Source organism: Micromonospora sp. NPDC048898 (genome assembly GCF_043198035.1).
Lineage (GTDB): Bacteria > Actinomycetota > Actinomycetes > Mycobacteriales > Micromonosporaceae > Micromonospora.
Genome location: NZ_JBICUF010000001.1, coordinates 1303285 through 1315905, shown reverse-complemented (window position 1 = coordinate 1315905; position 12621 = coordinate 1303285). Strand labels below are relative to the sequence as shown.

8 protein-coding genes, 1 tRNA gene and 2 pseudogenes are annotated in these 12621 nt (G+C 68.0%); 7 read left to right on the top strand and 4 right to left on the bottom strand.

The features are described 5' to 3' along the window. Nucleotides 1–71: 71 nt before the first annotated feature. From ACGFIQ_RS06230 to ACGFIQ_RS06215, 4 genes are all read right to left on the bottom strand, one after another. Nucleotides 72–1097, bottom strand: coding sequence for a helix-turn-helix domain-containing protein (locus ACGFIQ_RS06230; RefSeq protein ID WP_393239863.1), 1026 nt, complete (start codon nucleotides 1095–1097; stop codon nucleotides 72–74). Between the two features lie 110 nt (nucleotides 1098–1207). Further along, nucleotides 1208–4066 (bottom strand): glycoside hydrolase N-terminal domain-containing protein, encoded by a 2859-nt coding sequence (locus tag ACGFIQ_RS06225; protein ID WP_393239860.1) that lies wholly within the window; start codon nucleotides 4064–4066, stop codon nucleotides 1208–1210. A gap of 474 nt (nucleotides 4067–4540) precedes the next feature. Next, nucleotides 4541–7426 carry an RICIN domain-containing protein gene (locus ACGFIQ_RS06220; protein ID WP_393239857.1) on the bottom strand — a complete coding sequence of 962 codons (2886 nt, stop codon included), beginning with the start codon at nucleotides 7424–7426 and terminating at the stop codon, nucleotides 4541–4543. A 387-nt stretch (nucleotides 7427–7813) separates the two neighbouring features. Then, entirely contained in the window at nucleotides 7814–8323 is a 510-nt protein-coding gene (locus tag ACGFIQ_RS06215) for a hypothetical protein (protein WP_393239854.1), read from the bottom strand. 61 nt (nucleotides 8324–8384) lie between these two features. Here ACGFIQ_RS06215 and ACGFIQ_RS06210 point away from each other — a divergent pair. The 7 genes and pseudogenes from ACGFIQ_RS06210 to ACGFIQ_RS06180 all read left to right on the top strand — a co-directional run bounded on the left by ACGFIQ_RS06210 (nucleotide 8385) and on the right by ACGFIQ_RS06180 (nucleotide 12577). Further along, a pseudogene (locus ACGFIQ_RS06210) lies at nucleotides 8385–8695 on the top strand (hypothetical protein). Between the two features lie 6 nt (nucleotides 8696–8701). Further along, nucleotides 8702–9853, top strand: coding sequence for a hypothetical protein (locus ACGFIQ_RS06205; RefSeq protein ID WP_393239851.1), 1152 nt, complete (start codon nucleotides 8702–8704; stop codon nucleotides 9851–9853). A gap of 184 nt (nucleotides 9854–10037) precedes the next feature. Continuing rightward, a complete protein-coding gene (locus ACGFIQ_RS06200; protein WP_393239848.1) occupies nucleotides 10038–10565 on the top strand; it encodes a DUF6244 family protein in 528 nt (175 codons plus the stop codon). A 191-nt stretch (nucleotides 10566–10756) separates the two neighbouring features. Next, nucleotides 10757–11166, top strand: a pseudogene (locus tag ACGFIQ_RS06195) (hypothetical protein). Between the two features lie 14 nt (nucleotides 11167–11180). Continuing rightward, complete coding sequence (locus ACGFIQ_RS06190) at nucleotides 11181–11636, top strand: SitI3 family protein (RefSeq protein ID WP_393239845.1); 456 nt, start codon at nucleotides 11181–11183, stop codon at nucleotides 11634–11636. A gap of 249 nt (nucleotides 11637–11885) precedes the next feature. Continuing rightward, a tRNA-Arg gene (locus ACGFIQ_RS06185) sits at nucleotides 11886–11961 on the top strand. A 202-nt stretch (nucleotides 11962–12163) separates the two neighbouring features. After that, a complete protein-coding gene (locus ACGFIQ_RS06180) occupies nucleotides 12164–12577 on the top strand; it encodes a hypothetical protein (RefSeq protein WP_393239842.1) in 414 nt (137 codons plus the stop codon). Nucleotides 12578–12621 lie beyond the last annotated feature (44 nt).

Genomic DNA, 12621 nt, shown 5'->3' with positions numbered 1-12621 from the left:
TCCTCTTAGCGCCTGTGCGGGTGTCGGCGACGCCGCCGCACGGCGTGGTTGGTGCTCCCACCTAAGAGAATTCAGGGCGTATCCGGACTCGTCCATGCGATTCCGTGCACACCTGTTCGGTCTGCGTGCACTGCCGCAGTCTGCCGACGGAACTGGAGCGGGGAGAGCCCGTAGGCGCTGCGGAACGCCTGGCTGAAGTGCGTCGGGTTGCGAAAACCCCATTGGCCCGCGATCGCCTGGATCGAGCGACCGGACAATTCGGGCTCGGCGAGGTCGCGTCGGCACTGCTCCAGACGGCGCTGGCGGACCCAGCCGGCGACGGTGTGCTCCTCCTCCTCAAAGAGCTTGTGCAGGTAGCGCACGGAGATGTGGTGCGTCGCCGCGATCGACTCCGGGGTGAGGTTCGCGTCGCCCAAATGCTCCCGGACGTACGCGTGGATCTGGGCCACCAGTGCCCGCCGTCTGCTTTGCCGCGGCACCACGGCCTGTGTCTCCAGCGCGTCGGCGAGCGCCACGGTCAACACGTCGAGCGCCAAGGTGGACAGTCGGGTCGTGTCGACCGGGCTCAGTTCGCCCATCCTCCGGGCGAGCTGAAGGAGGAACTGCGAGGACAACGCGGCGACGCCGCCGGCGGCCGGCAGGCGCAGCGCACCCAGTTTTCGCACGTCCCGGGCTGGCAGCGGCAGCAGAGTACGCGGGAAACGCAACAGCAGCAGCTGGCTCACCGGGACGTGCGGGTGCAACTCAGCCACATAGGGCCGCGAGGTGTCGAACAGCATCAGTTCCCCGACGCCGAAATGCGCGTGCCGGCGATCCTGCACGATCATGCCGGCACCTCGCACCATGCAGCCCAGCTTGAACACTTCCGGATCCGCCTGGCGAATGAGCTTCGGCGTGCGATGCACCGAGTGCGGCATGCTGGTGATCAGGATGGCCTGCACGCCGCCGAACCCAGTGACATCGACGCGACCTCGAAAGCCGCGCTCCAATTGGGGATCGCAGCGCAGGTCGTAGGGGACGAAGACCTTCGCGTTCACGTCGCGCCAGAAGTCGAACCTCTCTCCCGGCGGCAGATGATCGGTGCTGATCACATCCATGGCACCGCCAACCTGTTGTCCTCATGAGGAGGCGCACCTATGCGGCTTACGTTACTGCGCGCATCAGGCCAGCAGAAGGGACAAGGCTTCCCGACCTAGCCCCGAAGGCCCTAGATTCGTTGGAGTTTGAATCGCTGGTTGGCACCGGTGCCGGGTGTCCACTGGGAGATGCGGGCACCGTCGGCGGTCGAGGCCTGCCAGACGTCCATTGCCAGACCACTCTGCCGGTTGATGAGCCTGACCACCCCGGCGCCCTGGTCGTCGACCCGCCATTGTTGGCTGGCGGCGCTGGGTGTGTCGGGTTGCTGGGTGATGTCGGCGCCAGTGCTGTTGCTGGCCGCCTGCAGGAACAGGCCGCTGTGCCGCGCCCTGATCCGGAAGTGGCCCGCATCCGCCGGCAGAAACTCGAACTGCTGGTTCTGTCCGCTGCTGCTCTGCCACTGGATCAGCAAGCCGCCGGCGGCGGTGGACGCACCGTTGATGTCGGCGGCCTTGCCGCTGTGCTGGGCCACGAGTCGGTAGTACGCACCGGCCTCGACCGGCCCCGAGTTGACCCCGGACGCGCGGTAGGTGTGGCCGGCCTGGCCGGTGAACTCCACGAGATCGGCCTCGATCCGTGTCGGCTGGACGACGCTGCCACTCGTCTCGTCGCGTAGTTCGAAGGTGCCGGCGAAGATCCGGTTGCGAACGCGGATGGGTCCGGCGCGGTCGGGAGTGACGACGAGCTCGATTCGGCTGCTGCTCCAGGTGGCGCTGACGGTGTATCCGCCGCGGCCCCGGAGCCCGGTGACCTGCCCGGTTGGCCAGGCGGATGGTAGTGCCGGCAGCAGGTGCAGTTCGCCGGTGTGGCTGTGGAGCAGCATTTCGGCGATGCCGGAGGTGGCGCCGAAGTTGCCGTCGATCTGGAAGGGCGGGTGCAGGTCGAACATGTTCGGTGCGAGCCGGTCGGTGCGTACCAGGTCGCGGAGGAGCTTGTGGGCGCGGGTGGCGTCTTCCAGCCGAGCCCAGTAGTTGATTTTCCAGGCGAGTGACCAGCCGGTGCCGTCGTCGCCGCGCAGTTCCAGGGTCTGTCGTGCGGCCTGGTGCAGTTGTGGAGTGCCACGTTTGGTGATCTGGTTGCTGGGGTGCAGTCCGTACAGGTGGGAGACGTGCCGGTGGGTCCGCTCGGTCTCCACCCAGTCGGCGAGCCACTCCTGGACGTTGCCGCGGGACCCGACCCGCGTCGGCGGCAGCCGGTCCCGGGCGGTCAGTATCTGGGCGCGGTAGCTGGCATCCACGTTGAGGACTTCGGCGGCCCGTGCGACGCCGTTGAACAGGTCACGCAGGATCTGGTTGTCCATCGTCGGCCCCGCGCACACGCTGGCGTTCGTGTGATGACGCAGCTCGGGCGAGTTCGACGGGTTGGTGACGAGGTAGCCGAGCGTCGGGTGGCTGACCAGCGTGTCGAGGAAGAACTGGGCAGCGCCCTTCATGGCCGGGTAGTTGGCGCGCAGGAACTCGACGTCTCCGGTGAACTGGTAGTGGTCCCAGATCATGGTGGCCAGCCAGGCGCCGCCGGTCTGCCACATTCCCCACAGGGCTTCGTCGACCACCGACGAGCCGCGCCACGCGTCGGTGTTGTGGTGGGTGACCCAACCCCCCGCGCCGTACTGCACCTGAGCGGTGCGGGCGCCGGTCACCGTCAGATCTTTGATCATGTCGAAGACCGGCAGGTAACACTCGGCCAGGTTGGTGGTGTCGGCCGGCCAGTAGTTCATCGGCAGGTTCGCGTTGATGGTGTACTTCGAGTCCCAGGACGGGGCCATCTGGTCATTCCAGATCCCCTGCAGGTTCGCCGGCTGGCTGCCCGGCCGCGAGGAGGAGATCAGCAGGTAGCGACCGTACTGGAACAGCAGCGCGGAGAACTGCGGATCGTTGACGCTCGCGTGCTGCGCGATCCGCACGTCGGTGGTCTGGTCGGCCGCCGTCGTGCGTCCCAGATCGATCGACACCCGGTTGAACAGCGCCTGATAGTCGGCCACATGGCGACTGCGCAACTGGTCGAAGCCGATGGTGCGGGCCGCGTCGAGGTGCCGCCGCGCGATGCCCTGGTAGTCGCCGTTGACGGTCCGGTAGTTGACGTAACTGGAACCGATCGACACCAACAGGGTGACGCTTGTCGCGCCGGAGACCCGCAGCGTGCCACTGGAACTGCTGACCGTACCGCCGCTCACGGAGGCATTGGCCAGAGCAAGGAACCGGACCTGCCCGGTGATGCCCTCCATGTTGCCGGAAACACCGTCGAGGCCGATCGTGGCGGCGTCCGGGCTGGACACGGTCGTCCGTTGCGGGCTGCCGAACGTGGCGGTGAACGTGATCGCGTTTGCCCGGTCAGCGGTCAACCGCATCACGATCACCTGGTCCGGCGCGCTGGCGAACACCTCACGCTGAAACCGCACCCCGTTGAGTACATAGCTGGTGGTAACGGTGGCCGTGGTCAGATCGAGGACCCGCTGGTACTGCGCCGCCCCGCTGGCACTGCCCAAAGCCAGCCGCAGGTCGCCGACCGGCTGGTAGGCCAACTGCCCGACCGGACTGCCCAGCATGGTCTGGTTGATCAGATCCTGCGCCTGCGTCCACTGATCGGCGAAGACCCGCCGCCGAATCTCCGCCAGGTTGGCCGCACCACGGGTGTTGGCCGAGTCGTACGGGCCACCGGCCCACACGGTGTCCTCGTTGAGCTGCAGCCGCTCGGTGTCGACGTTCCCGAACACCATCGCGCCCAGCCGGCCGTTACCAATCGGCAGAGCCCGTAACCAATCCGTACCCGCCGCCTCGTCGTACCACAACGCCATGTCGTTGGCTGCCAGCACGTTTGGGGGTGCGGTCGACCCGGCCCGAGCGGCTGCGGTCCAACCCCCCGGCAGCAGCATGGCACCAGCCCCAGCCGCCCCGGCGCCGAGAAGTTTCCGTCGTGTCACTTCAGACATGTTGTCTCCTTCATCCAGTCGAGCGGCGCAGCGGCGGCCCCAGCCGCCCCGGTTGTGCCGATCGCAGGGCAGGAGAAGCGGAACGTCGATGAGGACGTCGCCTGAGTTCTTCGAGGGTGTCGCGGCGTCCAACATTCGTCAGACGTCACATGTTAACTAAACAAATCGGAGACGGTCAATGTGTGACCACGGGACCACACGCGATGCTGTCGTCCCGACCGTCCACCCAGCCCACACCGTTCGCGCCATCGCCCTGCGGAGTCGGCGCGCCCGAGGCGATCGACTGACGGGTGCTTCCCTAAAGGTCAGACGTACCCTCCGGGCCGGGCCGGTCCTCACAGCCGACCCGCCGCCGTACCCGGCACCACGCACGCCGGTGGCCGAGGCCCGCCCGGCGTGGCGGCGCTTGGCGTGGCACAGGTCCTGGCGGCCCATCGCCGGAGCCGCTGCGACCAGTGCCTCTGACCTTCCGCCTCAGGCATCAAGGATCTGCCATTCCTGGCTGATCTCGCCGCTGACCGGTTGCTGGACCACCCTGGCGCCGTCTGCGGTGGAGCCGCCTTCGACCCCGACACACCAGCCATTGCTCACGTTGACGAGCCGGTGGTATCCGCTGGTCGTCGCGGGGACGAGATTCCACCACTGGTTACGTCCGCCGTTGTCGGTCCATTGAACGAGTGCCGCGCCCTGGCCCGAGCCACCTGGACTGTCCAGGACCTTCCCGCTCTTGACACCGGACAGCCGGAATGAGCCATCGCTGTTGGGCAGCAGGCGCCACTGCTGGTTGGTCGCACCAGTCCACGGCCACTGGATGACAGTTGCCCCGTCCGTGGTGGAGCCGCCGTTGACGTCCAACACCTTTGCGCTGCGCCGGTTGACAAGTCGAACGACGCCGCCGGCGGCGGCCGGCAGGCCTACGACGACCTGTACCTGTTGCCCGGCCGTCAACGAGATCACCCGGGCATTCGGGCCGAGCGGCGAGGGGGCGACCGTCGCGGACGTGGTGATGGATGCCATTCCGCGCCGGTTGATGAGGGTGATCGCCTGGGTGATCGTCGAGGTGAGTGCCACGGTCACCGAGCGACCAGAAAGATCCCAGGAGAGGCTGTGGATGCGGACCTGGTTGCGCCCGCGGACCCCGGTGATGGTGCCCCTGGTGAGCTGGCCGGGCACTGCGGGCAGCAGCTCGATGATGCCGGGCCTGGTGTAGACGAGCGCTTCGCTGAGCACGGCCGGCAGCGTGTTGGCCGCATCGGCGTTGTAGGTCTCCAGATTCGGATTGTGTGCTGTCATCAGCGACCGGAAGAGCATGTTGTTGCCGAGGATCTTCCGGAGGTTGCTGTAGACGCCGGCACCGTCCTTGAGGCGAGCGGAGGCGAGGGCTCGATGCAGACTGCCGTGCGCGGAGGTGTTCTCGTCACCGCGCAGCGCCAGGGCCCTGAGCGCGGCGGTGACCAGACCGGGCGCCTCCTCCGGATTGATCTCGTGCAGGGGCCACGCGCCGTACAGGTGATGGACGTGCCGATGGTTGTAGCGATCCGTGAGGCCCGGCCAGGACCATTCGGCGAGGGCGCCGCTGCCGTTGACCGTGTAGGGCGGGAGCTTCGCCAGCAGGGCCGTCCAGCGGGCGACACCCTGACCGGCGCCCTGTTCGACACCGAGCGCGTTGGCCGCCTCGACGGCCGCCCGCAGGGCGTGTCTGCCGGCCTGGATGTCGCCGGTGGCGTTGATCGCCAGCAGGACGTTCGTGCTGGCCGGCGAGTTCTCCATCGAGAACGACGGCACGAACACCACACGGCCGGCGGAATCGGTGCGGGTCAGGAAGTCCTCGTAGAACAGCGCCAGCTCCATCAGCGCCGGCCCCAGCTTCTCAGTCAGGAACGCCCGGTCCCCGGTGACCTGGTAATACTCCAGCAGCGGATAGAGCAACCAGTCCGCGCCACCGGTCCAGCACTGGCCGGGGAAGCCGGGGTCGAAGTGCAGCATGTACCCGTACTCGCCGTCGGTACGTGACGGGGCCAGGAAGCCGCGGGCGCCGTACAGGTTGCGAGCGTTGGTGCGCCAGTGCGCGAGCTGGCCGAGGATCAGGTTGAAGTAGCCCTGCATGGCATCGGTGAGGTCGAGAATGTTGCCGCCGGCGACCTGCAGGTTGATGTTGGCATCGGTGGTGAAGTCGTCGGCCCAGGCGCCGTTCCAGGTGCCGGCCCAGATTCCGGTCAACCGTGGCGGCAGTACGCCGCTGGAGCTGATGAACAGGTAACGGCCGCTGTCGTAGAGCCGTTCCAGCAGGGCCAGATCGATGGTGTTGCGGTTGGCGTTCTGCCGGGCGATCAGCTGGGTGGTCGACAGCTGCCGGTCGGCGGCGGAGACGTTCAGGTCCAGGCGGGAGCGCTCGTACATCGCCGAGTGCAGGGCGACGTGCCGGGTCCGCAGCTCGGCATAGTCGGCGCGAACCGCGGCCAGCGCCGCGTGCAACGGCTTGCTGTCCCAGGCCGTCGACGACTCGTACCTGTCGAGTTTGGTCAGCAGGAGCAGCCTGGTCGCCGCGGTGACGACGATGCTCGACCCGTTCGCGGCTACCGTGCCACCGGTGGCGACGACCCGGGTGACGCCCTCGAAGCCGAACGCGCCCTGCCCGGACGGGTAGGTGCCGCGCAGGTTCAGGTAGCCGGAGCCGTCAACGACGCTGGCCAGGGTGGTGAAACGGACCGAGCCGGGGACCCCCGCGAGGGAAGTGTTGACGCTCAACGTCGCGTCGATCGATCGGCCGGATGCCGGGGTCAGTTCGTGTACGACGACGTTGTCGGCTCGGGAGGCGAAGGCGCGGCGAGTCCAGGTGCCGTTGCTGTCGGTCCAGGTGGAGGTGACCTCCCCGGTCCGGAAGTCGGTGCTGCGGGCGTACCCGTTGGCGGTGGTCATGCCTGGCGTGCTGATCTGCAACTCGAAGCCGGGGTGGTAGGTCTGGGTCCAGCGCAGACTCCAACCGGCCGCGAAGTCCGTGTTGGCTCCGGCGTAGTTCCCGGCCAGCGCCTTGTCCCGTACGCCGGCCAGCCGTCCGGAGATTACTGGCGGGGTCACGCCCCGGCTGCCGTTGGGCATCACGAGGCGGTGGTGATTGAAGATCACCTTCTCGAGGGTCGGCGTTCCGTACAGGACGGCGCCGTACTCGCCGTTGCCGGTGAGGAACCCGTCCGTCCAGGTTGTCGCCGCCGTCGCGTCGTAGATCCCGCGCTCGGGCAGCGCGGCCTGAGGCGCGGCGGCGGCCCGTCCGGCGCCCACGGCCGGGATCAGGGCCGTCGAGCCGGCGGTCAGCGCGGCGGTGGCGAGCAGGCGCCGACGGCTCACGGGCAGGTCTGTCATCAGAAGTTCCTCTCGACACCGAGGCTGAAGGATCGTGGTCTACTCGGGCGCGGGAACTCCCGCGCCCGAGTAGGCCTCACAACGATCGCCAGGCGACCACCGGCGGTCGGACTTGTCGACCACCTCTGGCACTGGCCACCGAGGTACGGACGAACGCGTCGCTGACGTACGGAAACCTCCTGTGACTCACCCGACAGCCTCGTGACGTCGAGTCAAGGCGTATGTACCAGCTGTAGTCGAATCGATTCGACGAACCGCCTACGTCGTCGACCACCCGGGCGGGTGAACACGGCCGACATGTAGATGTGATTAACCGGCAACACGGGGCGCTGAGTCAAGCATTTCCACTCATCTATCTTCTGGCAGGGCCTGGAATCCCCTCAATGCTTACGCGGCGGGCACCGCGCTGGCCCGTGCCGCCTTCACGTAGGCGAGGGCGTCGAGCATCGCCGTCGGCCCGTCGAAGTCGGCCACGACGAAGTGGCAGGTGTTGCCAGGCATCAGCGGGTACAGCCCCATGAACACGTCGCCGACGAGATGCGCCGCGACGACCTCCGTCGTGCAGGGCAGGTAGGTGGCACCGCGCCAGTCCATACCCTTACGCCAACCTCCGGCGACCGCGGGCATCCACCCGGCAGCGCCGGTACGGGCGTTGTCCCACCGCACGGCGTACACGTCGGCCCGGGCCCGGAACCGGTCGGCGAACAACGTCAGCTTGTCCTGTGCCGGCGAAGCCATGGTGACCAGCCCCGGCGGCTCAACCGGCGCGGACAACTGCTCCGGCGCCGCAGTCGTGTCCTGACCGCGCAGCTCCAGCAGACGCGCCAGCCGGGCGTTCTCCGCCCGTAACCGCTCCACCTCCCGCCGAAGATCGACGAACTCGGCCACCGAACCCATGCCGACCATCCTCGCGCATCGGGCTCCGAACACCCTGACATCGGTCCGCTATCCTCCGCCGATGGCATCGAAGAGGACCGCCGCGCTGGAGGCGATGATCGAGGAAGCCACCGTCGACGCGTACGGCGACGACGAGCAGCTCACCGGCCTGTTCACCGTGATCGAGGAGCATCTGGCGGTGCCGTTCACCACCACCGTCCTCGGCATCGAGGTCACCGTGCGCAAGATCGACTCGACCGCCGACACCATCGTCGCGGTCTGCGCCCGAGGCCGACCCGGCAGAGGATCGACCTCCTCGACCTGCCGCTACCCGACCCCGCGCCGGACGGCGCCGCGTGGATCGACGCCTACCGGCACTGGGCCGGAAGGTAGGCCACGGTGAGCGAGTACCAGTACTACGAATTCGTCGCCGTCGACCGGCCCCTCACCGGCCGGGAGCGGGCCGAGCTGCGGTCGTTGTCGACCCGGGCCGACATCACCGCCACGAGCTTCGTGAACACCTACGAGTGGGGCAACTTCAAGGGCGACCCGCGCACGCTGATGGAACGATACTTCGACGCGCACCTGTACCTGGCGAACTGGGGCACCCGTCGGCTCATGCTGCGGCTACCGAACCACGTGCTCGACCCCGCCACGGTGGCTCAGTACTGCCAGGGTTACAGCGCGTCCGCCTGGACCGCCGGCAAGCACGTCATCATCGACCTCCACGACGAGGATGAGGACGGCACCGACGAGTGGGACCTCGACGGCCACGGTCTGCTCGCCTCGATGATCCCGGTCCGGGCCGGCCTCGCCGCCGGCGATCTGCGCCTGCTCTACCTGGCCTGGCTGCGCTGCGTACAGTCCGAGGAGATCGCCGACGACGAGCCCGAACCGCCCGTCCCCGCCGGACTCGGCACCCTCGACGCGCCCCTCACCGCCGTCGCCGAGTTCCTCCGCATCGACTCTGATCTGATCGCGGCTGCGGCGGCCGGGTCGGCGCCAGCCGCCGTCGGCGAACCGACCTCCGCGCACCTACGCACCTGGATCGTCGGGCTGCCCGCTCGGGACAAGGACGCCATCCTGACCGACCTGATCACCGGCAGCGACAGCCACCTGCGTAGCCGGCTGCTGCGCCGCTACCGCGAAGCACACCCCACTGATATGCCCACCCCGGCAGTCGCCCGCACCGCCGGGGAACTGTTCGCCACCGCCGCGGACCTGCGCGCCGAACGGGAACGACGAGAGGCCGAGCAGCGCGACCGCGAGCGGGTTCGCCGGGAACGGTCTGCCGCAGCCGCCCGGCAACGGCACCTCGACACTCTCGCAGTCGACCACCCCGCCGCCTGGCAGCGGGTCGACGAACTCATCGCCACGAAGAAACCCCGCGAGTACGACAGCGCCGTTCAACTCCTCGTTGACCTGCGCGATCTCAGCGAACGCGACGGGGACATCTCATCGTTCCGACGCCGGCTGGCCGAGCTACGGGCGGTGCACGCCCGCAAGCCCAGCCTGCTCGAACGCCTAAACCTCGCAGGCCTCGACACCTGACAGCGATGGACCCTGACCAGCCACAACGACACGCGGCATGTGTTCGCAGGTGCAGAGATGACCGGGAGGTAGCGAGTCTGTCTGCGGCGCTGCCCGCCTCGCCGGTGCCTGGTGGCCTCGCGAGTAGCCCGGTAGGTTCAGCTGTCAAGCACTTCTACTGTCATCGATTGGGGATGCCGGCCTCGTGTCGCAGATCGAGAAGATCGCCGGTGAACTTCGCGCGTTGATGGCCGGGGTCGAACGTGCACAGGGGTTGGCAGCCGCTGCTGACAGTCAGGCGCAGGAGGTCGCGTTGCGTGCCGCGGGCGCGGGCTTCGTCGCCGTGGCGGCGGGCGTGGCCCGGGTACGCAACGGGATCACGGGCATCCAGGGCGGCCTGGGAAGTCTTGCCGGTTCGATCGGTGAGGCGACGAAGGCGACCGCGGCGGTGCCGAACGAGGCCACCCCGCAGGAGACGATCGCCGGGCTGGCGCCTGTGCAGAGCGCCGTGGACGGCGCCCGTGACGCGGCGGCCGCGGCCATCACCGGAGTCGGGGAGGCGCAGCAGCTCGTCGCCGTGGTCCTGCAGGGTGGGCAGCCCGGGCCGCTGTTGCAGGCGTTGGAGGCCATCAAGCAGGTCCTGGTACTGGTCGTTCAGCGCACCGGCGGGGCCCGGCAGGCCGTTGAGGCGGCGATCGCGCAGGCCCGGCAGTTGGGGTCGTCGGGAAACTGACGGGGGCTGGCGGTCACTCACCGGCCAGCCCCACCCCTCTCGCGCACGGCGATCCACCTTCGGCACCCCATGCCGCCGGCGACGCCACGTCCGCTGACCAAGACCACGGCCACGGCGCGCGCTGGACCAGGCAGCCAACCGGTGTCCCGGGCGGGACGCCGACCGGTCCGAGAACCAGAATTCCGGCCCGGTTGGACGACGACGGGCGGCGTCCGTTGGAGCTCGAGAACGAATGCGCCGATATAGTCGCCAGCAAGAGCTACCGGGTCCATCAGACCCCACCAGGCAGGAGATCGCCGACGCCCGGCTCCGTACCGGCGACTCGGGCAACCCGAACAAAGACCCGGATTACCTGATCGAAGGTCACGTGTTCGACTGCTATTCGCCCACTCTCGGCAAGCCGGTACGAGGCGTCTGGAGCGAGGTCCGCGCCAAGGTCGACAAGGAGCAGACCCAACGCGTGGTGCTGAACCTGCACGACTGGCACGGAGACCTCGCGGCCCTGCGGACACAGTTCGACACCTGGCCCGTCGAAAGGCTGAAAGAACTCGTCGCGGTAACGCCGAGTGGCGCGATCGTGCAGATCGTCCGTCGAGACTGAGGAGAGGCACGGAGATGGCAGTCGAGTTCAGGTTGACCCTGGCGGGTGACCTGCCCCTGGACCACGTGGCTGATCTCGTGGCGCCGGATGCCGCCGAGAGGCCGACGCCGAGCGGCACCAACCCGCGGCTGTTCAGTGCTCGCCTCTACGACACCCGCGGGTACGCGCTGACCGTCTCCTCAGGTAGCCAGGGCTATTTCGATGCCGAGGCCGACGACGGCGCCCGCTGGGAGTGGGAGCCGGAGACGTACGTCGACATCGACTTCTCCATGCGGGCAGACGACGTGGTCGACAAGGGCATCCCGAACATGATGCAGGCCGTAGCCCGGGTGTTGGCCGCCCGGCAGGAAGATGCGGCGTTGGTCCAGAACGGCAACTGGCTCCTGCTGACCCGGGTCGAGGGCACACTCCGCAGACATCGGTCTACCTGGTGGAGCCACTACGGCGTAGCCGATCTCATCACCCCATGAGCCAGCCGGGCGCGGGTGACTCGCTGGATCTTCGATGATGTGCGCGGTGTGTGCTCTCCAGCGGGTGCCAACCCGGGTGAACCGGTGCCAACGCGGGTCACCGTGGCCGGCCGCCGGTCGCAACCCGGGGTCCGTGTGCTCGGGGTGTGCTCCTGGGCTGCTACAACACAGGTCCGGGGAACGTGGGTGAACGTGGGGCACTCCCTGCCACCCCAGGTGAACGCCCAGGTCGCTAGACTGTGCGCTCGCGCCCCCGTAGCTCAGGGGATAGAGCATCGGTTTCCTAAACCGTGTGTCGCAGGTTCGAATCCTGCCGGGGGCACCAGGCAAACAGAGATCCTTGATCATGGAACTCGGCGGCTTTGGGTGCACGGTGGGTGCACGAACTACCCTTGGAGATCCTCCCGGGCGTGTTGGCGAGGGCAGCAGAACGCCCGGTCGCCAGCTCAGGCGTAACCCCTCGCGCCGCAGGTCGTAAGGCCGCCCAGCCAGGGCAGACATCTTCCGGTCCGGGAGAGAATCGTCCGGTGACGATCGTCGAGCCGCCGCAGGTAGTTACGGAGCAGGCTGTCTTGCAGCTCCTGCACCTGGCCTTCCTGGAGATGCGGTTCTACACGTCTCCGATGGACGACGACCGGCCGCTGGAGACCTTGCTGGAGCGGCATAGGCAGATCCACGAACTCGCCGACCTGTGCCACGGGTTACCCGGTTGTATCGCTCCGGAGCGACGGCATCTGCTGAACGACAACTTGCGGTACCTGTGGCACACCTCCTCTGCCCGGAAGCGGCGCTGGATGCGTTCTCGTTGGGACCATGTCGGCTACGACCACCGCTGGCTTACGGGCTCGGATGAGCCAGGTCGGGCGGACGCGGCAGTCGAAGGCGCCGGTCTGGGAGATGCGCACCGTACGTGCGATGACCTTGACTCGTCCGGTACGTGACCGACGCGGACGTCCAGGTCGAGGATGCACACGCGGGCCCGCTT